The 22500-nt window shown below is 48.9% G+C and carries 20 protein-coding genes; 17 read left to right on the plus strand and 3 right to left on the minus strand.

The window, feature by feature from the left end; genetic code table 11:
• The first annotated feature begins 13 nt into the window (after positions 1 to 13).
• The 5 genes from B1728_RS25390 to B1728_RS25410 all read left to right on the plus strand — a co-directional run bounded on the left by B1728_RS25390 (position 14) and on the right by B1728_RS25410 (position 7948).
• Complete coding sequence (locus B1728_RS25390) at positions 14 to 1939, plus strand: IucA/IucC family protein (protein WP_079913223.1); 1926 nt, start codon at positions 14 to 16, stop codon at positions 1937 to 1939.
• Positions 1936 to 3789, plus strand: a complete 1854-nt coding sequence (locus tag B1728_RS25395) for an IucA/IucC family protein (protein ID WP_079913224.1) — start codon at positions 1936 to 1938, stop codon at positions 3787 to 3789. Before B1728_RS25390 ends, B1728_RS25395 begins: the two co-directional genes overlap by 4 nt.
• 5 nt (positions 3790 to 3794) lie before the next feature.
• On the plus strand, positions 3795 to 4601 hold the full coding sequence (locus tag B1728_RS25400; protein WP_079913362.1) for an HpcH/HpaI aldolase family protein: 807 nt from the start codon (positions 3795 to 3797) through the stop codon (positions 4599 to 4601).
• Positions 4602 to 4679: 78 nt separating this feature from the next.
• On the plus strand, positions 4680 to 5894 hold the full coding sequence (locus tag B1728_RS25405; RefSeq protein WP_079913225.1) for a type III PLP-dependent enzyme: 1215 nt from the start codon (positions 4680 to 4682) through the stop codon (positions 5892 to 5894).
• Positions 5895 to 5911: 17 nt separating this feature from the next.
• The gene (locus tag B1728_RS25410; protein ID WP_079913226.1) at positions 5912 to 7948 is read left to right on the plus strand and encodes an IucA/IucC family protein; all 2037 of its coding nucleotides are present in this window, start codon (positions 5912 to 5914) and stop codon (positions 7946 to 7948) included.
• Between the two features lie 186 nt (positions 7949 to 8134).
• Here the strand turns inward: B1728_RS25410 and B1728_RS25415 are convergent, their stop codons facing one another.
• On the minus strand, positions 8135 to 10012 hold the full coding sequence (locus tag B1728_RS25415; RefSeq protein ID WP_256865499.1) for an ATP-binding cassette domain-containing protein: 1878 nt from the start codon (positions 10010 to 10012) through the stop codon (positions 8135 to 8137).
• A 217-nt stretch (positions 10013 to 10229) separates the two neighbouring features.
• Here B1728_RS25415 and B1728_RS36940 point away from each other — a divergent pair, with 217 nt between their 5' ends.
• The 5 genes from B1728_RS36940 to B1728_RS25435 all read left to right on the plus strand — a co-directional run bounded on the left by B1728_RS36940 (position 10230) and on the right by B1728_RS25435 (position 13356).
• Positions 10230 to 10412, plus strand: coding sequence for a hypothetical protein (locus tag B1728_RS36940; RefSeq protein ID WP_256865500.1), 183 nt, complete (start codon positions 10230 to 10232; stop codon positions 10410 to 10412).
• Positions 10413 to 10618: 206 nt separating this feature from the next.
• Positions 10619 to 11176 carry a dihydrofolate reductase family protein gene (locus B1728_RS25420; RefSeq protein ID WP_079913228.1) on the plus strand — a complete coding sequence of 186 codons (558 nt, stop codon included), beginning with the start codon at positions 10619 to 10621 and terminating at the stop codon, positions 11174 to 11176.
• A gap of 214 nt (positions 11177 to 11390) precedes the next feature.
• Positions 11391 to 11732, plus strand: a complete 342-nt coding sequence (locus tag B1728_RS25425; protein ID WP_079913229.1) for a hypothetical protein — start codon at positions 11391 to 11393, stop codon at positions 11730 to 11732.
• A gap of 37 nt (positions 11733 to 11769) precedes the next feature.
• The gene (locus B1728_RS25430) at positions 11770 to 12771 is read left to right on the plus strand and encodes an FAD:protein FMN transferase (RefSeq protein ID WP_079913230.1); all 1002 of its coding nucleotides are present in this window, start codon (positions 11770 to 11772) and stop codon (positions 12769 to 12771) included.
• A 24-nt stretch (positions 12772 to 12795) separates the two neighbouring features.
• Entirely contained in the window at positions 12796 to 13356 is a 561-nt protein-coding gene (locus B1728_RS25435) for a ferric reductase-like transmembrane domain-containing protein (protein ID WP_079913231.1), read from the plus strand.
• Positions 13357 to 13470: 114 nt separating this feature from the next.
• On the opposite strand, the gene B1728_RS25440 is transcribed toward B1728_RS25435, so the two are convergent.
• Positions 13471 to 13992, minus strand: coding sequence for an ABC transporter substrate-binding protein (locus tag B1728_RS25440; RefSeq protein WP_079913363.1), 522 nt, complete (start codon positions 13990 to 13992; stop codon positions 13471 to 13473).
• A gap of 67 nt (positions 13993 to 14059) precedes the next feature.
• Positions 14060 to 14737 (minus strand): YHYH domain-containing protein, encoded by a 678-nt coding sequence (locus B1728_RS25445; RefSeq protein WP_079913232.1) that lies wholly within the window; start codon positions 14735 to 14737, stop codon positions 14060 to 14062.
• Between the two features lie 462 nt (positions 14738 to 15199).
• On the opposite strand from B1728_RS25445, the gene B1728_RS25450 reads away from it, so the two are divergent.
• The 7 genes from B1728_RS25450 (at position 15200) to B1728_RS25480 (ending at position 22464) form a co-directional block, all read left to right on the plus strand.
• Positions 15200 to 17353: an MMPL family transporter gene (locus B1728_RS25450; RefSeq protein ID WP_079913233.1), complete on the plus strand. Its 2154-nt coding sequence runs from the start codon at positions 15200 to 15202 to the stop codon at positions 17351 to 17353.
• Between the two features lie 182 nt (positions 17354 to 17535).
• Positions 17536 to 17904 carry a GntR family transcriptional regulator gene (locus tag B1728_RS25455; RefSeq protein ID WP_079913234.1) on the plus strand — a complete coding sequence of 123 codons (369 nt, stop codon included), beginning with the start codon at positions 17536 to 17538 and terminating at the stop codon, positions 17902 to 17904.
• Between the two features lie 4 nt (positions 17905 to 17908).
• The gene (locus B1728_RS25460; RefSeq protein ID WP_079913235.1) at positions 17909 to 18787 is read left to right on the plus strand and encodes an ATP-binding cassette domain-containing protein; all 879 of its coding nucleotides are present in this window, start codon (positions 17909 to 17911) and stop codon (positions 18785 to 18787) included.
• Complete coding sequence (locus tag B1728_RS25465) at positions 18780 to 19466, plus strand: hypothetical protein (protein WP_079913236.1); 687 nt, start codon at positions 18780 to 18782, stop codon at positions 19464 to 19466. Before B1728_RS25460 ends, B1728_RS25465 begins: the two co-directional genes overlap by 8 nt.
• 344 nt (positions 19467 to 19810) lie before the next feature.
• Entirely contained in the window at positions 19811 to 21022 is a 1212-nt protein-coding gene (locus B1728_RS25470; protein WP_079913364.1) for a GNAT family N-acetyltransferase, read from the plus strand.
• A 122-nt stretch (positions 21023 to 21144) separates the two neighbouring features.
• Complete coding sequence (locus B1728_RS25475) at positions 21145 to 21486, plus strand: MmcQ/YjbR family DNA-binding protein (RefSeq protein ID WP_079913237.1); 342 nt, start codon at positions 21145 to 21147, stop codon at positions 21484 to 21486.
• 291 nt (positions 21487 to 21777) lie between these two features.
• Positions 21778 to 22464: an ArsR/SmtB family transcription factor gene (locus B1728_RS25480; protein WP_079913238.1), complete on the plus strand. Its 687-nt coding sequence runs from the start codon at positions 21778 to 21780 to the stop codon at positions 22462 to 22464.
• Positions 22465 to 22500 lie beyond the last annotated feature (36 nt).

Below are 22500 nucleotides of genomic sequence, written 5' to 3' on the forward strand. Positions count from 1 at the left end.
AGGAGTATAGGGGATGCTACACCAACAACATGTCCCGTTAAAAGCAGCTTCAGACCGATGCAGAGAGCTGGCGGAGCGCTCGGCACTCCGGGGACTGCTAAACAGCTTTTTGCGGGAGACAGGCATACAGGACCCGCGAATCGGAGAAGCATGGCCAGCTTTTATAGAAAGTTCAAATGCCGCAGCTGTAGAGGCAGACATACTGCGGCAGCGCTCCGCTGATCGCGGGGAAGTCTTCGTTCTGGCACTGGATCGGTCTGAAGCATGGATTGCGGGGACTGTAACCTATTTTTCGATGATCGGCCAGCATGTGTACGGGGAAGCATTGTACACATCGACTACCATCTTGCAAAACGATTCTTGCCAGACCGCGGATACTGAACAAGTCGTCGAAGCACTGCTGCTTGAGTTGAGCTATAGGGAGCCAGAGGCATCACGCAAGCAGCGAGTTGCGGAGCTCCGTGCGCAGATTTACAACAGTATCCGCAGGACAGTTCTTTATCTGGAGCGAGCGATGGATAATGCGGGGCGGGAAGTGGCTTGCTTGGATTACATCCGCTCCGAGCAAGCGCTATTGTACGGTCATCCGTTTCATCCGACACCTAAAAGCTCAGAGGGCTTCAGCGACGAAGACTTGACCGCCTATGCGCCTGAGCTGGGGTCAGCCTTTCCGCTGCATTACTTTGCTGTGGCCTCGGAGCTTCTCAGTGAGGAGTGGATCGGTGAAAGCCGTCCACCATCCCCGGCGGCAGCGGAGGCAGCACGCCGAAGACTAGGGGAGCGGGCAATCAATTATCGTCTGCTGCCGGTACATCCATGGCAGGCGGAATACATATCGCAGCTAAGTACCGTACGCCGGCTGATCGACAACGGCAGGCTGGTTCCGCTTGGTGTAGTTGGTGAAAAGGTTTATCCGACATCTTCGGTAAGGACCGTATGGGACCCGAAGGCCGGCATCTTTTATAAGCTGCCCATTCACGTTCGGATTACGAACTTTATCCGCGAGAATACGTCGGAGCAGCTTCGGCGTACGATGGATGCGGCGGCTGTGCTGAACCGTGCGCAGCTGGAAGGTTATTATACAGCAGGAGGACAAGCAGGTAGGGAGGGGGCGGTCAGAGAAAAGTCCGGAGTAGAGGGAATGCAAATTTTGCAGGAAACCGGCTACCAGACGGTATTGCTGCCGAACGAAGAAGCAGACGATGCGGAGCGGGAGATGGTGAGTTCGGCACTTGCTGTCGTCTACCGTCATGCCGTAGCGCTGGATGTGGAAGAGCAGAGCCGCTGCTTCGTCGTTGCATCGCTGGTTGAGGTGCCACCAGGCCTCAAGGAGCCCTTGCTGTTCGAGGCCGTCCGGCAGTCCGGAGACGGCAAGCTTCCTGATTGGCGCGCATGGCTGTCAGCTTACTTGAGACTGTCGCTGCTGCCGCTTCTCCGCTTGTTTGCTGATAAGGGAATCAGTATGGAAGCCCATGTGCAAAATTCGCTGCTGACGCTTGCAGACGGCATGCCGGTCCGCTATTACGTCCGCGATCTCGAAGGCATTAGCGTGAGCAGGGAGCAGGCTATAGCTCATGGTTGGACGCCGGACACCGTACCGGAGACCAGTCCGGTGTTGTATACACAAGCCGAGGCGTGGCTAAGGCTGCAGTATTATTTGATCGTTAACCATTTGGGGGCGCTGATTCATACTGTGGCACGATTCGATCAAAAAAGCGAAGCGGTCTATTGGCGGACGGTCCGGCAGGTTCTGCTCGATGATCGTGCTAATTTGGGGCGATCCGCCGGATTAGTCGTGTGTATCGATGATCTGCTGAACAAACGGAGTCTGCCTGCCAAAGCGAATTTGATCAGCCGGTTTCAAGGACGTGGAGAAACACCCGATTTTGTAGAGATTCCGAATCCGATTTACTATTGCGGAGGTGAGTTCAGGTCATGAACGGGCCGAATATATTGCAAAATGAATACTTCACGCCCACAGCCCCAAAGGACGTCGATTGGGCAAAGGCACTAAGCTCACCGCAATATGCACAGGTAGAGCGAAGAATCCTTCGTCAGCTGGCGGAAGCACTGCTGTATGAAAACATTGCCCCCTACAGCCGATCCTCTTCCGAAGGAGCGGTGGACACGTTCCTTATCCAGGCTGTTGATACGAAGGGGCAAGCTGTCGCTTACATGATCCGTGGACGCACTACAGCAAGCTTCGACCGGATTCGTTTGAGCCGCATAGAACCAATCGTACGCAGGGACGCGGACGGTGTGAGGAGCGAGGCCCGGTTGGAGCAATTCGTTATTGAAGTCCTCGGACCGCATGTTCCTGGGGAACGATTGGGCGGGTTTCTTGAAGAATTGGTGCAGACGCTGCTGAAGGATACGCAGTCCCAGTATGTGAATCGGCATCGGGAGCTATCCGGAGAAGAGCGGATGTACGATGCGCTGGAAGGGAATATAATGGACGGCCATCCGTACCATCCGTGCTACAAATCCAGAATCGGCTTTAACGGGCCTGATAATGCAGCGTATGGGCCGGAGTTTCAACCCTTGCTGAAGCCGCTCTGGTTGGCATTGCCAGCCGAGGACAGTGTTCACGCGATTTCAGCCTCACTGCAGTCCTATGAATCCTTCATGGAAGCGGAGCTGGGTACGCAAACGATCGCTGATTTTATCGCCAGGCTCGAAGCCGCCGGGATCAATCCGCAACAGGTTCGTTACCTCCCCGTTCATCCCTGGCAATGGAGGGAAACGGCGCTGCGCGTATTGTACCGCCAGCTGGCCGATGGGCAGGTAGTTGTACTTGGAGAAGGGCAGGATGGTTATCGGCCACAGCAGTCCATCCGCACGCTGGCCAACGCGACTTCGCGGCATAAACCGTATGTAAAGCTGCCGATGAATCTGGTGAATACGTCCACAGGACGGATGCTGGCCAAGCATACGATTTTGAATGCGCCATTGATTTCCGATTGGCTAAGCGGGCTGGTGCGTCAGGATCCGGAAGCGCAGCAGATGGATTTTGTACTGCTCCGTGAGGTGGCAGGTGTGGCTTATGATCATGAAGCGCTGCCGGAGCTATTGAGACCCCGCGCCTATGGGACGCTTGGGGCAATATGGCGGGAAAGCCTTCATCTGTATCTTAGAGACGGAGAGGAAGCCGTACCGTTCAACGCTTTGTGTCATCTGGAACGTTCGGGGAAACCTTTCATCGATGCGTGGGTGCAGAACGAGGGAGTAGAGGCATGGACTTGGCAGCTGCTGGAGGCGGCGGTTCTTCCCTTAATTCATTTGCTTTTCGCTCATGGTGTGGCTCTAGAATCCCATGCCCAGAATATGATTCTGCTGCATAGAGACGGAAGGCCCACACGTGTAGCCTTCAAGGATTTCCATGACGGAATCCGGTTTTCCCGGCGACATCTGGCTCATCCTGAAGCTTGCCCTCCATTGCACTCATTATCCGATCATCATAGGCGGATTAATCCGAATTCTTTTATTGAAACGGAGCAGGCGGACGGGGTCCGGGATTTTGTCCATGATGCCTTCTTCTTCATTAATATGACAGAGCTGTGCTTCCTGCTGGAGGACCATTACGGGCTCTCGGAAAAAGCCTTCTGGCAGATGACAGCGCAGCTCATTCATGACTACTGCCGCAAGCACCCGCAGCACGAAGCGCGGTTTCAAGCTTTCGATTTATTTGCCGACACCATCGAAGTAGAGCAGCTGACGGCAAGACGGTTATTCGGGGACACGGAGCTTCGTCTGCAGAAAGCGTCTAATCCGCTCCGGCCTTACCGATGAGCGCTATGCTAAGAGAAAATCGTTTAAAGCGGAAGCTTGGGCTGGGGGAAGCGGTATTCGGCTTGATCGGTTCGATCCCCTCGCCCGTTGTCGTGGAGATGATCGGCTGTGCGGGCTTTGATTTTATCATTATCGATACGGAGCATGTGCTGGTTAATCCGGAGACGCTAGAGCATATGATACGGGCCGCCGAGACGTCGGGTCTTACACCATTGGTGCGCGTTAGCGAGCCCAATCCGAAGGAAATACTGCGCGTTCTCGATGCCGGCGCCCTCGGGATCGTCGTTCCCCATGTGGAGACCCGGGAGCAGGCGGAGCTAATTGTTCGTTCCTGCAAATACGGGCCTATCGGCAGCCGAAGCTTGAACAGCGGCCGGGCGGGAACGTTCGGTAAATATGACTTGACGCAATATATTGAGAGGGCTAACGAGGAGGTGATGGTCATTCCCATGATCGAGAGTAGAGCTGGGGTGGATCATGCCGAGATGATTTTGTCGGTTCCGGGCATCGACATGGTGCTGGAGGGAGCTGCTGATTTATCGCAATCTTATGGGATTCCGTGGCAAACCCGATCGCCTCAGGTGAAGGAGGGATTGAGGCAGCTGTATGCCTCTTCCATAAAGGCAGGCGTGCCTTATTGCGCCATTCCGCGCGCCGCAGAGGATTATGCTGAATGGCAAGAGCTTGGCGTGAAATCGTTCGTGCTGGGTGATGAACGAGGTGTTTCGTTTCGTGCGTTGAGGTCGCATCTGCAGGCATTTCATCCTGATAGGCGGCTGGCTCCGGTCAGCCAGGGTCAGACCGAAGGCTGACTGTGTGGTGCAAAACCTGAGAGCGGTCAGGAACCGGGGAACCGTGAGTACAATGAGGAAAGGTGTGGGTGAGATTTAATGAGTCAGTTGGTTGCGGAAGATCATAAGGTTATATCCCGCATTGCACAGTGGAAGCAGGAGCGATCGGAACCGGTGTGCGCCTTCTTCTATGATCTGAAGGCGCTTCGCGAGCACGTGAGGGCGTGCGTCAGCACACTGCCGGAAGGCTGCCGCTTGTTCTATGCCATGAAAGCGAATCCGGCCAAGGAGCTATTGGAAACCTTAGCTCCGATCGTTCATGGCTTCGAGACGGCGTCGATCGGCGAAATACGTAAGGTTCGCAGCGTTTCCGGCGATATTCCGGTTATTTTTGGCGGTCCCGGGAAAAAGGATTCCGAGATTATCGAGGCGCTAGCTCTAGGCGTGACCTTAATTCATGCTGAAAGCACGCATGAACTGCGACGCATCTCGCATATTGCGGGACAGATGAACGTCAAGGCGTCCGTGCTGCTTCGCATCAATCTTAGAGCGTCTTTCCCTGAGGCCACTCTGGTCATGGCCGGCAGACCGACCCAGTTCGGAATTGACGAGGAGCAGGCGGACAGCGCCATTGAGTTAGCGGCTGCACTGCCCCATGTACAGCTGGAGGGCTTCCACCTGCATTCGATTTCAAATAACCTGGACGCCCGTCTACATGCCAAGCTCGTATCTGTGTACTTAGAGCGTGTTCAGCAATGGCAGGCCCGTTACGGTCTGCGGCTCCGCTATCTTAATGCAGGCGGAGGGTTTGGCATCTCGTATACGGATTTGGAACGCAAATTCGATTGGTCTGAGTTTACGTCAGAACTGCGCAGCGTATTAGAAGCGACGCGGCTTCCCGGTGTCGAGCTGTTATTTGAGCCGGGTCGTTATTTGGCAGCTGCCTGCGGCTATTACGCCGCCGAGGTCATCGATCTCAAATGCAACCATGGCAAGCATTACGCCATACTTCGGGGCGGCTCGCACCATTTTCGGCTTCCCGGTGCCTGGCAGCACAGCCATCCGTTCGACATTGTCCCATTGGAGAGATGGGATTATCCATTTGAACGGCCAGAGGTCCGCGATGTGGACATCACAGCAGCCGGAGAGCTTTGCACACCGAAAGATGTGCTGGCGAAGGATGTTCGTGTATCCCGTCTACGTGTCGGAGACGTACTTTTGTTTCGTTATACCGGAGCGTACGGCTGGACGATTTCGGCCCACGATTTCTTAAGCCATGCCCATCCCGAGCATATCTTTATTGATCCGAGTTGACCAGGAGGTGATTTAAGATGAAAGAGGCCACCACAGAACTGCTCACAAGCAAAGGCAGGATCAGAATCGATCAGGCTTCACAGAATGGGGGCGGCATACGTTCTCTGCAGCAAGCAGAGGAAAAGATACTGTCTGATCTCATCAACGCACTTCTGGCAGAAGGCTTGTGGGATGTTGGCGGACGCGGTGAAATCATCGAAGCGGGAGAGCTGCTGTCTACGGATAGCTTCGCAGGGAGTGTTCTTAGGGCTCTGCTTACGGCAGAGGATCACGAGCTGTCCGAGCGTAGGTCATCTTCTGATTGCATAAAGCTGTTTCGCTGGCGTCGTCTTCCTTCGGATGCATCGTATCTGCTGTTTCCGGTCCGGCCGGCGATCGTTCAGGCCTATCGTCATGTGACCGGGGGAGGCGTGTATGAGGTGTCCCCGGCAGCACAGGCTGTTCCTGTCCGTATTGGTGCTATGGAAGTATGGGGCCGTATAACAGGTGCATTATACCCGGTGAACGCTGGTCAAACGGAGGGGGAGAAGGAAAACGGCGTGACCCGCTTGACAAAGCTGCTGCAGCTGACGCTGGAGCAAACCGGCTGGACCTGCGAGGAGCAGTCTGGTACCTCACAGGTCTCCATCGGCACGAATCCGCCGCAATTGGAGGATTTGGCAGGTCTTGAGCGGCTGGCAGCCTTCCGGGATCGCCCGTTTCATCCGGTCGCGAAGGCCAAGGGGGGCTGGAGTCGGCAGGATTACCAGAGCTACAGTGCAGAATTCGGGCAGCCGATCACGCTGCGATGGGTTGCGGTGCAGCGACGGCATTTACTGCAAAGCGGAGGCTCTCGAGTGTCAGAAACGGACGCTCCGCCAAGCCCTGCGGAGCTGCTGCTGAGCGTGGAGGAGCAGGGACTGTTGAAGAAAGCTATGCAGCGACTTCAGCTGCCGGAGGATGAATATATCGCGCTGCCCGTTCACCCTTGGCAGCTGGACGTAATCCTGCCTGTAATGCTCGCGATCGAGCAGGCAGCAGGTGACTTCGTGCCGTTGGATGTGGTGACCGGCACTTATTATGCGAGCTCGTCCGCTCGTTCCTTAGCTCCGGCCAGCGGAGGTACGGCGCATGTGAAGCTGCCCCTTGGAATTGTATCGCTTGGTGCTGTCCGCTATTTGCCTGCGGTACACATGATGAATGGGGAGCGCGGACAGCGCCTGCTGGAGCAGGCGAAAGAACGTGATCCCGTACTTCGGGATCAGTTAAGCCTGTGCGACGAAACATGCTGGTGGGCTTACCTGCCGGAATCTGCCGATTATTTTGACGATCCGCCGAGACATTTGTCCGCTTTGGTTCGAAAATATCCATCCAGCTCGATGGAGTCGGATGGAACGGCACTCGTGCCGATGTCGGCATTGGCAGCCTATGCGCTGAACGGCTCGCATGTTTTGGATGCATGGATGCGGGTGAAGGGGGAGGAGCCGAGCCCAGCAGGAGCCGAGGTATTGTTCGGCGAGGTATGCCTGCACTTTCTCCATCTTTGCTTGCGGCTGTTCCGGCTAGGTGTCATGCCCGAAATTCACGGGCAGAATGCGGTGCTTGTTGTAAAGGACGGGCATGCAGCAGGTCTGCTGCTCCGAGATCACGATTCTGTCCGCTTGTACCTTCCGTGGATGGAAGAAAATGGGCTCGCTGATCCCTGCTACAAGATGAAGCCGGGTTATCCTAATTCCTTGTATAACGTGACACCTCAAAAGCTCTTGTACTATTTGCAAACCTTAGGCATTCAGGTCAATCTATATTCCATTCTTGAAGCGGTCGCCGAACATTACGGTATCCATGAGAGTCGGTTATGGCAGGTAATGAAAAGCAGCCTCCTGCAGGCTATGGAGCTAGCAGAGCTCTCTTCCGACGTCAGAGCTATTGTCGAGCAAGCGATGTTTGATCAACCGGTTTGGCCATGGAAAAACCTGCTCAAGCCGCTGCTGGAGCAGGAGGGAGTTCCTTCGGGCAGCATGCCTTCAGGCGCCGGGCAATCGGTGAATCCGTTTCATCGTTTGAGCCTCAACTGAAAAGCTCACAAGAATAAAACAAATCCCCCACTGAAATATCAGCAGGGGATTTGCCTTTTTTACCATCCATATGGCTTTATATTTCTCCCCTCACATTGGCAGCAGTTCGGGAAAACTATTGAAGTGCGAACACTGCTTTACCAAAAGCGCTTGAAGAATCGGCGAATTTCCATTAAAAAGTACCCGCTACCGCAGCTCACCGCGTAAATAACTGCCGGTGATCGATCGCGCAGCATCACCGTGCCCTTCGATCAGCTGTCGCGGTGTCCCCTGGAACATGACGGTGCCGCCTCGGGTTCCACTTTCCGGGCCCATATCGATGATCCAGTCGGCGCTCCGGATGATGTCCGGGTGATGTTCGATGACGATGACCGTATTGCCGGCGTCAACCAACCGGTTCAAGATGTCGATCATCAGTCCGACATCGGATATGTGGAGGCCTGTCGTCGGCTCGTCCATGACGTAAATGCTGCCCGCCTTATGCAGTTCGCAGGCGAGCTTCAGCCGTTGGCGCTCGCCGCCCGACAGGGTACTCAGCGGCTGTCCGAGCGTTACGTAGCCTAGCCCGACGTCCGAGACCGCCTGTAGGCGGCGACGGATGGCCGGCTGTTTGTCGAAAATAGCCAAGGCCTCTTCCGTTGTTAGCTCCAGTACATCTGATATGGATCGGTCTTGATACCGGTAGCGCAGCACTTCCTCCTTGAACCTACGGCCGCCGCACGTTTCACAGACGGTACGTATCCCCTCCATGAAGGCGAGATCCGTATAGAGGACGCCGAGCCCCTGGCACGTCTGGCATGCGCCCGATGAATTAAAGCTGAACAGGGAGGCGCTCACGGCATTCACCCGTGCAAACAGCTTGCGCAGCTCATCCATTATGCCCGTATATGTTGCCGGGTTCGAGCGGACTGAAGCCCCGACGGCCGACTGATCTGTCGCAATCGTCTCCGGGTAGCGCGATAGAAACTCGCCATTGATCAATGAGCTTTTGCCGGAGCCAGCTACGCCGGTCACGACCGTCAGCACGCCTGCCGGGATGTCAACCGATACCCGCTTTAAGTTATGAAGCGTCGCATCGACGATCGGGTACATACCGGTCGGTTTACGGACATCCTTGCGAAGCGGTACCTCGTGCCGCATGTGACGGCCCGTTTGCGTATCTGCACGCAGCAGTCCTTCTACGTCCCCTTCATAGACAATCCGCCCGCCATTCACACCGGCATGGGGGCCAACATCAACGATATGATCGGCTGATGCGATGACGTCACGGTCGTGCTCGACGACGAGCACCGTGTTTCCCTTGTCGCACAGTCGGCGGAGCAGCCGATTCAACCGAATGACATCCCTCGGGTGCAGCCCGGCGCTTGGTTCGTCGAAAATGTATAGCATGTCGGTCAGGCTGCTGCCGAGGTGGCGCACCATCTTGACTCGCTGCGATTCGCCTCCGGATAGCGACGCCGTTTCCCGGTCGAGGCTAAGGTAATCGAGTCCGATGTCGATCAGCTGCTGCAGCCGCTCGGTCAGCGCGGACGTTACGGTCACCGCTTCCGGCTCCCGAATGCCATGAACGACTCGTATGAGCTCTCGGATCTCCATGGCGGCCATCTCTGCGATGTTCAAACTGCCGATACGACAACCTAGCGCTTCTTGATTGAGCCGCGTCCCACGACAGAGCGGGCAGGGGTTGCAGGACATATACGGCTGAGCGCGACTTAACGTCGCTTCGGCTATTTCCTCCGAATCCCGCTTGATGTAAAGCCGTTCAAATTTCGTAATGACACCCTCGTAGCTGGCTTCCATCGGGCCGGTCGGTGTATCGAACGTTATTTTCGCTTCCTTGCCGCGAATACCGTATAGCAGCAAGTTCCATTCCTCTTCAGAGTAATCTCCCAGTTTCTTGTCGTTGTCGAACAACCCCGACATGACGTACAGCTTCCAATACCACGTGCCTACGCGGAATGTCGGAAAGGCAATGCCGCCTTCGTTCAACGATTTCTCCCGGTCCAACAGCTTGCCAGGATCCGCCGTGACGATCTTCCCGACACCATGGCATTCTGGACACATCCCGGCTGGTTCGTTGAAGGAGAAAGCGTTGGAATGACCGACGAACGGTTGCCCGACACGTGAAAACAAAAGCCGCAAGAGTGTGTAGGTATCTGTAATTGTACCGACAGTCGATCGCGAGTTGCCGCCAAGCCGCTTTTGGTCGACGACGATGGCAGGGGAAAGGTTTTCGATCGCTTCCGCATCGGGCTTGCTGAATTTCGGGAGCCGGTTACGGATGAACGCGCTGAACGTTTCATTTAACTCCCGCCGCGCCTCGGCACCGATCGTGTCAAAAACAAGCGACGACTTGCCGGATCCAGATACCCCGGTGAAAACCGTCAGCTTCCGCTTCGGGACAAAAAGCGTGACATCCTTCAAGTTGTTTTCACGTGCGCCTTTTATGAAGATGCAATTTTGATCCATGCTTTTAACACCCTTCCAGTAGTTTATTACACGAATCAGTATACTGGGGTATTTATGCCATCTTCTGTCATATTCAAGCAGGGAATGAAACTAACAGGCAGCATAGTTGAAAAGTTACTCGATCCTGTCGCTAATATGACATAAGGTGACGTATATAAGGTTTATAATGAGGGGTATATTAACGAAAAGGAGTAAAATATCATGAAACGAAGAATAATTTTAGATTTAGCAGTTACTTTAGATGGTTTTATTGAAGGGAAGAATGGGGAAGTAGATTGGTGTATTATGGACTCTGAGCTGGGGTTTACTAATTTCTTAAATCAAATAGATACTATTTTTTATGGAAGAAAAAGCTATGATTTATGGGGACAGTATACTCCAGGAACGGAACAAACTGATGTCGAAGGAGAAATATGGGACTTAGTTCATAGTAAAGAGAAGTATGTGTTCTCCCGGACAAAAAAAGGGACAGATCATAAAGCAATATACATTAATGATAATATTCTCGAAGAAGTAAATAAATTAAAGAGTAAGCCTGGCAAAGACATTTGGCTATATGGCGGGGCAAGTCTTATTACAACTTTTATCAATTTAGGACTTGTTGATGTATTTAGATTATCTGTTCACCCCGTTATATTGGGAGAAGGAAAACCATTGTTTAATGAAATAAAACAGAGGTTGAATCTAAAATTAGTGGATACTAGAACGTTCTCTTCTGGCGTAGTGCAACTAATCTATCATTTGAACAAGAATGAATAATTGCAAGTGAATTTATGGGATCAAGCTTTTGTCAAACGGAAAGACCTTGTCGTAACTGACGGGGTCTCTTTCTTTTGCGGTCATATTCCATTTTCTCAGTAAACATTAAGGAAACTTTCATGAGTATTTCAGAGAGAGGAGGCATAATGAAATTTATTATTTATGATCACAAAAATTCTCTCACCGAGATAAAACATAGGAGGTATTGGCTAACATGAAACAATCCAAATGGTTTAAATGGCAGGTTGGTATGGTGGCTTCGGTCATTGCAGCTTTTCTCTTCCATGAAGTGAAAGCAAGCTCAGCATTCGAGCAAGCGACAACAGCTGCCAAAAACAGCACCACGGACCCAAAGATCTCAGCGAATGCTGGGACAGAAGATTATATGGATCGTTGGGCTAGTCAAGCAATGTCCGGCTCTAGCGATACGCCTGGTTCTTCAAGTTTAACCAACCCGAGCACCAAGAATAACCAAAACGATTTATCCGGCAACACGGAGAGGCGCTCGAGCCACAACTCGGACACGTTCTCCCGCTCAAAGACTGGAAGATCGTAATCGCCGGCCTGCATGTCATTATTGAAAAGAGGGATACATGATGTCGTCCATGAACGTTACCCAATTTAATACGCTTGGTCAATATGAATGTAGCTTCCGCGCCATGAATACCTGGATCGAGGTTAAGTTCCAAGCTGCGGAAAATGAGGTAGAGAATTTGATCCATCTCGCAAAAAACTGGTTTGAGACGGTTGAACAGTGCTTCAGTCGATTTCGGGCGAATAGCGAGTTGTGTTATCTGAATCGGTCGGCCGGCAAACCGTGCTTGGTATCGGACCCCATGCTAGAAGTCTTGCAGCTTGCAGAGCTGTACCGCGTCAAGACAGATCACATATTCGAACCCTTCGTATTGCAGGCGTTGATAGAAGCGGGCTATTGTGAATCTTTCGAGCTGCTCAACATAGATAGAGTGGATTCAAGTCCGTTCCGCGATAAGGCCCAAGCTTATCCATTAATCGCTCTGGATATTAAGATGAAATCCGTACTCCTGCCGGCGGGCTTACATCTGGATCTGGGCGGAATCGTCAAAAGCTGGTCGGTTAAACGCTTCGCTTCTTATCTTCGGAATAAGCGTTTCGTAGAAAAAGGCCTCATAAACGCGGGAGGAGATCTCCTTGCATGGAACTCTAGTGAAGAAAGAACGCACCAGTGGTCTATCGGGATCGAAGATCCCTGGAATCCCAATAAAGAGCTTTGCGTAATTAACCGCAACAATTTGGCAGTCGCGACCTCCAGTACTTTAGGCAGACAATGGACCAACAGCCAAGGAGCTCAGCATCATCTGATCGATCCGCGCACGATGCAGCCGAGTACGAGCGATACGGTGCAATGTACGGTCATAGGGCAAGACCCGGTTGAATGCGAAATCTGGTCCAAAACCATTTGCATTCTAGGCAGAGAGGAAGGAACGCAGATGCTCTTGGCACGTGCCCCCGGTTATGAAGCGCTGGTGTTTACGGAAGACTACCAGAGTCATTTTTATGGGAAAAGTGAATTGTGGAAGACAGTCGATACGGATGAATTTCATTTTACGGATTAATCAGAACGGATAGGAGGAGCCACTATGCTGCAAACCATAATCAACTTACCGATGTGGCAGATTATTCGCTCATTAGGTATCGTATCTTATTTGTTTCTTGCTATCGGGATTTGTCTCGGGATATCCTATAGCATGCCAATCTTACCTGTAACTTGGAAAAAAAACATGTACAAGCTGCATAACTTCTTTACGCTCGCAGGCGCTGGAATCGGTTCGCTGCATGGCATTATTACAGTGATCGATGCATATATGCCGTATACATGGATAGAAGTATTGGTTCCTTTTACATCGAAGCAACACCCGATTTTGAATGGGCTCGGCACGATTTCCGGTTACCTTATGCTGATTGTGATCCTCACAACGGACCTCCGCAATAAGCTGAAAAAGTCTGTCTGGTTCGTCCTTCACTTAATGGCATATCCGTCATTTTTCATGGCCTTCATTCACGGATATTACTTGGGTACGGACACCAGCAATTCTGCGGTTCATGTGATGTATCTCGTTACCATCGCTGCTGTATTAGGTGTATCCGTGATTCGCGGCTTCGTTCACGGCAAAGCCAGCCCTTCCCAAGCAACGAACTAAGCCTTGGTGTCCCAAGGCTCTTTTGTTTTACAATCTCCTGAGAGCTAGTCTGCAGGTTTGAAAATATGTACTTTCGGACCATTGAGTTCCAGGCAATCTCCACAGTATCTCACGTTAATGAATAGAAACCCACTTTAATTCCCACTCTTTGGACATGCTCGGCATAATTAATCCATGAATGCTCGCTCTTTTCACAAAGGTTCTTGTACGGTAGTAGAGCGGAGCCATTGGCATATCCGCCATCAATTGCTTCTCGGCATCGACAAGCAACTCGGAGCGTTTCGCTAAATCGACTTCTTTATCTGCAGCTTTCACTAGGTCGTCATAGGCTTTGCTATTGTATTGCATATAGTTGAAAGATTCGTTATCAGATACCCACATGTCTAAAAACGTCATCGGATCATTGTAGTCGGCACCCCATAAGGCAATCATAGCTTCGAAGTTGTCTTCCTGCATGTTTTTCACGCGCTGTGCGAATGGTAATGGTTCAACTTCAATGTCGATACCCAAGTTTTGTTTCCATTGTATTTGAATGAACTTGGTCGTTAAGATGGCTAAGTTCGTATCGTCACTTGTCAGCTTGACCCCAATATTACTCCCCGATCGATTCCGGTTATGATATAGCGGCGTATTCATCTTAAATGCTGGAACGAAAGAGCAGGGAGGAGGGTAGCATTGGCGGCCAACAGATGGCTCTTTAACCTTACTTGGAAATATAGAAAGTATTATTTTCAAATTTAGTAGTCAGCCCAAGCTCCTCAACTGCAAATTTCCAAGTCATAGGGAAATAAGTCACATCATTTAAAACCAGCAAAGGATATTCTTCAGTCGAATTATCAATCCAGGAATCATTTACATAAACACTAAAATCAGGGAGTTTAGCATAAAGTTTTGAGTCAGGTGTACCGTTTTCTGCTGTTAACTTAGTTGCTTTATTATCAGATTTTCTAATGACAAAGCCAACATCCGCATCCCATTTAGTTTCTAGTCCTAAAGCCTGAGTATAGTTCCAGGTCATGGGGAAGTATGTAATATTCTTATACTCAAAAACCGGATACTTGGAAGATGAGTTTGAAACTAGTTGTCCGTTAACATTAACTTTGTAGGAAGGTAAGTTAACCTTTACAGCGCCTGACGGAACGGTTTCCTTAGCTGGTGTCACAGCCTTTGGTGAATCTGAAGCTGAGCTTGAACTTGAACTTGAAGAACCTCCGCCACCATTATGGTAATGGTACTCGCCATCTTTTAACCCCCACTTTGCACAGTTGGTTCGGCAAGTATGCCCGCCATTAGCATCCGTCCTGCCCGGATGTGCGTTTGCGATAGAGGAGAATGGTAAAGTTAATAGTGCTATAGTAATGATAGTTTTTCTAAGTTTCATTGTAGTGCCTCCTTGTATTGGTTCCAATTTCCTAGTAGATATTACCATATGCAAGAATGTGAGGCAATGAAAATGATAGGATCATGATGCATTATCCGTTAATAAAAGGGGTGCCCCGGCAGGGACATGCTTGTGGAGCTGCCGCTAGGACAGCTCTTTTTAATGATCTTTGAAGTAGAGCGTAAGCGCTCAATTAAATGAGAAACACCTATATGAATCGGAGTCATCCACCTTAATAGCATCAAAAACCAACCGTCTGAAATAATCTGACGGTTTCTTCGTTTGCAAGCAACACGAACGCTCGATGAAAGGGTGTTTTGCATAATCGTGTTGACAACTGAAATCGCAAAGTATTATAGTATGTTACATGACTAACATACCGGTATGGCTAGTTGTTTTATGATTACATAGTTAGTGGGATCGGAAAATATAGGAGCTGATGTTCCAAGAGGAGGCTATATCATGAAAAAAAAATCTTTTATTGTAACCATGGCCAAATGGAGCGCAAAACATCCATGGTACTCCATAATAGGTTGGGTCCTGTTCGTCGCTCTGTGCATTGCTGCGGGCAACGTTTCGGGAGTAAATAAGACGGAAAATGAAGATTTCTGGGTAGGGGAAGCCGGACGAGCGGAGGCAATTATTGCGGCCGGTCAGTTAGATCCGCCTTCTATTGAGAAGATCCTAATTACTTCTCCAAATGGAGAGCTGACCCGTCACGTAACGGATGCAGCTGGGCTTATTTCTAAGAAGATGTCTGTTCACGAAGCAGTCGAGAAAGTAGATAAACCTATTGGTTCGGCAGATGGAAAAGCACTCATGATAAAGGTCACATTGAAAAAAAACTACAAAGCGAGGGATTATGTACAATCGTTACGGGATCTGACCCATGCTGTGCAAGCCGAATACCCGAACGTGCAAATAGAACAAACGGGGGACGCCTCCATTTCAAAAGGTAATGAAGAGATGCTGGGAGGAGGGCTTAAGCGTGCGGAGATGATAACTTTACCGATCACAATTATCATTTTGTACCTTGTATTCGGAAGGTTCCTCGCTGCGGTAGTGCCGCTAATACTAGCCTTAACTTCCATAATAGCTTCTTTGGGGTTATACAAAGTCGCTACCTATGTGTTCCCAGATGCGGGTGGTGCAGTCACCAACGTAGTTCTAATGATAGGCTTGGCGGTTGGTGTTGATTATTCATTGTTTTTTCTCAAAAGGGTACGTGAAGAGCGGGAACGCGCCAACGGACAAATTAGTCATGCAGCCGCGGTGGAGCTCGCTGCGTCAACCTCAGGAAGAGCGATCCTAGTTTCCGGGTTTGCAGTGCTCGTTTCGCTGTTAGGTTTATATGTTGCGGACGATGTGATTTTTTCCTCCATTGCTACTGGGTCCATTATTGTCGTTTTAATTGCCATGATGAGTTCGTTGACAGTACTCCCGGCGCTATTGGCCAAACTTGGAACGAAGGTAGATAACCGGGCTTACAAACGAAAGGCTCAATTATCTGCATCAGCCCCTATGTTATCCCGTATGCTGAAAGTTATGATGAATCGCCCATGGCTCACGTTCCTCTTGGCAAGCCTGGCTATGGTTGTTATTGCAATTCCGGTGTTGGATTTACAGTTAAAAGTAGAAGGGAAAGAAACGTTTCCAAGGTCAATGCCAGCCATGTCGGCCTACGAGCGTCTGACAAAGGCGTTTCCTGACGAGGGCGTATCGCATGTCATTGCTATTCGCAGTGATTCGGCCCATTCCGCTGAGGTCGTTACTGCTCTGAAGCAAATGTCGCAAAGTTTGCATAATAATCCCCTGTTCGCAGTTGGCGATACTCCAAGGATCCGAACGTCTGCAGACAAAACGGTCAGTACCCTTGAACTACCGATTCCATTTGGGTCCAGTTCCCAGGAGGCTGCCAATTCATTGGAGCTGCTTAGGAACGGATTGGTACCGGAAATGATCGGGTCTATCGCCGGTGTTGAATACGCTATAACCGGAGAAACAGCCAGATCGGTAGATACCGTGACTCATCAAATCGCCAAGCTCCCTTTGGTTGCGCTGTTTGTTCTCATGTTGAGCTTTTTCATTCTAGTTTTCGCATTTCGATCTGTCGTGATAGGATTCATCGGAATTTTGCTGAATATCCTTTCCGCTTTGGCAACGCTTGGAGCTCTAGTCATGGTATTCCAGTACAACTGGATAGAAATACTCGGCTTGGCAGGGGGCGGCTTTGTCAGCTCGCGAATACCGCTCATTCTGTTCGTCATTTTATTTGGGCTTTCAATGGACTATCAGGTTTTCGTAGTAAGCCGTATCAGAGAAGCTACCCTGCGTGGGTTATCTACCCAAGAAGCAGTATTTGAAGGGATTACAGGCTCGGCTACGGTTGTAACAAGTGCAGCTGTTGTCATGGTATCCGTATTCGTAAGCTTCATGTTCGTTCCTTATCTGGAATTGAAAGAAATGGGATTTGGACTTACCGTTGCCGTCCTGCTTGACGCCATAGTGGTCAGGATCATGATTCTTCCCTCTATCATGACGCTTCTTGGTAAGGCAAACTGGTGGCCGTCACGCTTGGTGGAGCGTATGCAATCAGCTAAATCATCTAGCATTTAACAATAGAACGGACAGTAACGGATATTATGCAATGAGCACCTCATTTAACTCCTGATTTACTATGTAGGCCGGGTTAACTGCGGTTCACATAACACCAGAGTTCTGTGTGAATGAAAGATTGACATTGGAATTCATTAGGATTATAGTGTATCGCAGTACTAACATACAGGTAGGGAGATAAAATGACTATTAACTTTGAGGATAGGCAACCGATATTTCAGCAAGTTGCCATAATGATTGAAGATGATATTCTAAACGGTACCTACCGCGAAGATGATCAAATTATCTCTATAGCGCAGTTCACACGAACGTTTCAGATTAATCCCGCAACCGCAGTGAAAGGGATTGCTCTGTTAGTTAGTGAAGGCATTTTATACAAAAAAAGGGGACTAGGTATGTTTGTTTCCCCGGACGCCAAAAAAATTATTATGAGAAAGAGACGAGATCGTTTTTTTAACGAGCTAGTGCTGAAGCTGCTTGATGAGGCTGAAAAGCTGGGACTGACGAACGATGATGTGATAGAAATGATAAAACAAATGAAACGGGGGTGAGCGAGTGAGCACTATTCTGAAATGCACGAATATATGCAAAAGCTACGGGAATACCAAAGTGATAAGCAACCTAGAACTGCAGCTGGAAGAAAACACAATATATGGGCTGCTCGGGCGCAACGGCGCTGGCAAGACGACACTGCTCAATATGATAACCGGAAGCTTTTTTCCTGATAGCGGGGAAATTCAGGTTGCCGGATTACTGCTAAACCGGGGGGATACGCCTAAAGAAGCTTGCTATGTTCGGGAGAAAAATCTGTTTTTCAGCGACGCCAAGGTCATTGAGATATTGGATATGGCTTCGGCATTTCATCCAAACTGGGATGGGGCGTTTGCCAATGAGATGCTCAAACTGTTTCGGCTGGATCCATCAATGAAAATTCGGAAGCTTTCCAGAGGAATGGAGTCGGTCGTTGGCAACATCATAGGTTTAGCGAGCCGAGCATCGCTGACGATTTACGACGAGCCCGTACTAGGCCTTGATGCGCTCATGCGTGAAAAATTTTACAGTGCACTTATGGAAGATTACGCTAACCACCCCCGTACGATTGTTATATCCACGCATCTGATTGATGAGATCGCCAAGGTTGTCGAACAAGTATTTATACTTGAAGCGGGGAGTATTTTGTTAAAAGATAGTGTAGATCATCTTCAAAACCGTTCTCTTTTACTAAGAGGGAATAGTGAGGCACTCAGAGCGTTCACCCGGGGTAAACAAGTCATTTATCAAGAATCTTATGGTCATGGTATGCTCATGGCTGTCTACGATACTCTTAGTGAATCGGACAAAATAGAGGCAGACAAGCTAGGAATTACAATGGACGGTATACCGTTACAGAAACTTTTTGCTTATCTGGTCGAAGGGGGCAAAGGTTTTGAATAAGGTAAAAGTTCAAATGAAGGCGTCCTACTTGCAACTCCGAATTTATTTACTTATTGTCCTCGGGTTAATGGCAATAGGAATTGTCACTAGTGTCATACTGGACCTGACTATGGGAAGCGACAGAAACCACCATGTTTCCGTCGGTAATGTGTTTACATTATACCTTATTCTTGCGGCCACCGTGCTTCCGCTCATCTATTTTAAACGGATCATAAACATCGGGGCTACACGAACAGAATATTTCATTGGCCTGCTTGCTATTTATTCCTTTTGGGCAGCAGTTAACGCGGTATTCAATACACTGTGGCTTCAGCTTGAAATAAGTCTAACCTATATCCGCGCGAACAATTACATTAATATCCTAGAGGTTTTTCATTGGGATCAATTCGGGATTATTGGAATGGCCATTTACCAATTCGGGATTTACATGCTGCTCCTATCCGTAGTGAATCTGTTATTCTCGGGAATGTGGCATTATATCGGCTGGCTCCTGTGGGCCATCCTGATTGCAGCGATATCGGTCGGCACATCAATCGCTTTTTTACGAGGCTATGTAGCAGATTTCTTCAAGACGCTGCTATTCAATCAATCACTATTGCAAGGATTCATGCTTGCTATAGGTCTTAGTATTCTTTTCTTATTGGCCGGATGGCTATTAACCAGAAGACGGACGATTTAAAATGGTAACTGCTCCCCTAGTTGCGGTCCTTTCAAGCGTTATCGTGACTGTGAGTTGTAATAAATTTTGTTGTTGTACTTGAACAATAAATGTATCAGGCTCGTTCCTTTATGGAACGGGCTTTCTTTATACTGGGCTTTATCTTGCTTTAAAGGGTGGTCGTTGTCTGTTATTAATTAAGAGCAGTGTTTATTATCATTCGGTATGTAATGGGTTATAATGGAACTATACAAGCATTAGGAAACATCAGGCATTTGTTCGCCATCTTTATAATTATCCTCGAGGATAGGGTATACATTGTCGTACCTTCCCTTGCAATAAATATTAAGAAAGCGGGATTTTGTATGAGTCGAAAGAAAGAACTGAAAATGAAGAAATTGGGAATTGAGCATTTGGAACAGTATAGTCAACTACTTAAATATGTTTTTCAAGTGACTCGTAAAGATCTATACCAAATTGGTTGGGAAGAGGAAGAGATGATTCAAGCCTATTCCCCTATACTACAACAAGCCGATGTCTGGGGATGGTTTGACAAAGAAAAGCTGGTTTCTCAATTGGCTGTTTACCCATTCCAGGTCAGGATATTCAACAAAACGTATGATATGGGCGGATTGACAAGCGTCGGAACTTTTCCAGAATATTCTGGTCAAGGTCTCATGAATAAGCTAATTTATCAAGCACTAGAAAAGATGAAAGAAAGAAAACAATCCATTTCTTACTTGTACCCCTATTCCATTCCATATTATCGTAGAAAAGGGTGGGAAATTATAAGCGACAAGATTACTTTTGAAGTTCACGATTATCAATTACCTAAAATGAAACAAGTTTCCGGGGATGTTGAAAGAGCTACCGCTGACAGTGATGAGGTTAAACAAGCCTACAAACGATTTGCATTACGAACTCATGGGGCGATGCTGCGGAATGAATTAGCATGGAATGAATATTGGCTTTGGGATTCAGACGACTTAATGGCTGCGATTTACTACAACGAAAAGCACGAACCTGATGGCTATATTCTTTATTGGATTGAAGATGAAGTATTTCATATCAAAGATATGATCTTTCTTCATGAAGAAGCCCGCATCGGACTTTGGAACTTTATTAGTGCTCATTTTTCGATGATAACAAAAGTCATTGGTCACACACACACAGATGAACCTTTAGCGTTCTTACTTGAAGATGCAGATATAAAAGAAACCATCTCACCCTATTACATGGCACGTATTGTTGATGTTGTGCAGTTTATTGAACAATATCCGTTTAAGCCGGATACCGAGAAAAGAGAATGGATCTTTAAGCTGGAAGACCCCCTTCTGACATGGAACCAAGGAACTTTCGCACTACGGATCTCCCCCTCAGGAAAAGGAGAAATCAATCGTACACTAGAGCACAGCAGCTCCAGAATTGATATTCAAACTTTGACAACTATGCTGCTTGGATACAAACGTCCGGATTATTTGAGTAAAATCGGACGGATCACATGCACCTCTGAGACGTTAGATATGCTTGAAGATGCGATTGAACAACAAACACCATATTTCTCGGATTATTTCTAAAAAACAACTTGCCAATTGGAATTGTCCCTGAGGCGAAAATGAAACAACGATTGGATGAGATTTCAGCATGATGTGCAAGAAACAAGATCAATGAAAGACATCGCAGGCAGGAGTAGTCTAGAATGAAAATAGAGGAGATCGTAGAATACTGTTTATCCTATCCAGGGTCTTATGAAGATCACCCCTTCGGAGAAGGATGGACGGCTATACGCCATAAAGAAAACAAGAAGTTATTCGCCTTGATTTTCAACCGAGATGAACATCTTTGCGTTAACCTTAAATGTGATCCTGAACGATCCGATTTTCTTCGACAAGCATTTAAGGAAGTCAAGCCAGGGTACCATATGAATAAAGAGCACTGGAATACAGTGATTCTGGATGAAGGACTTCCGGAAGATGATCTTCATGACATGGTAAGGCATAGTTTTGAACTCACAAGGCCTAAACGTAAAACCAAAGAATAGTGCGGATAAACCTTAAGGGCTTCGATAGGAGGCTAGGTAGCTTGACAAGGTGTCAGGTACTAATCTAATAAACCAATCTATTTTAAGCCGCTTGCCTTAAGCGGCATTTTGTTTTTAACCGGGGGAACTTTAGAGACCCGACTGATCGTTGCCGCTGGGTAAAGAAGGAACTTTTGCTTCCGAACACCGAGCCGCAATGCTGGAATACTTTACTTGAAACTTCGTCCGCCATCGAATTGTAATTGTGGTACGATATTCACACAACATGTTAATCGAACAGGAGGGGAAACGATGGTGGCAAAACCGAATATCGTCGAAGTGGCAGCGCTCATCGGTGACGCTTCGCGGGTCACGATGCTTTCAGAAATGTTAGGAGGTAAAGCTCTTCCGGCAAGCGAGTTGGCGCGTATCGCGCGTATTACGCCACAAACGGCAAGCTCGCATCTGGCTAAATTGGTCGAGGGTGGACTGCTCTCCATGGAAACATGCGGCCGACACCGCTATTATCGGTTGGCCGGACCCGAAGTTGCCTATGCACTTGAAGCTCTCAATGCTATCGCAACGCAAAAGCCGAGCCAGTCACTCAAGGAATACGATCGCTTAAAAGTGCTGCGGTATGCCCGTACTTGTTACGACCACATCGCGGGAGAAGTGGGTGTTAGGCTGACGGATCAATTGCTTGCTTTAGGAATGATTGACCGATCAGGTCGAGACTTTGTCGTTAGCGAACGGGGTTATGAGCGATTCAGGAACTTCGGCATCGATGTAGATAATGTAAAAAAAGAGCGTCGCCATTTTGCCAGGCAATGTTTAGATTGGAGTGAAAGAAGGCACCACATTGCCGGTAGTCTTGGCGCTGCAATGACCAACAGATTGTTTGAACTCGGATGGATTGCCCGTATTCCCGGCGGACGTGCAATCCACGTAACGGACGCGGGTTTAAATGGCTTGGCTGACGAATTTTGCCTGAAACTATGACAAGCAAATCACTTCAACTAACACATAACATTCATC

Origin of the sequence: Paenibacillus sp. 32352 (assembly GCF_002042965.1) — a bacterium.
Taxonomy (GTDB): domain Bacteria; phylum Bacillota; class Bacilli; order Paenibacillales; family NBRC-103111; genus Paenibacillus_S; species Paenibacillus_S vulneris.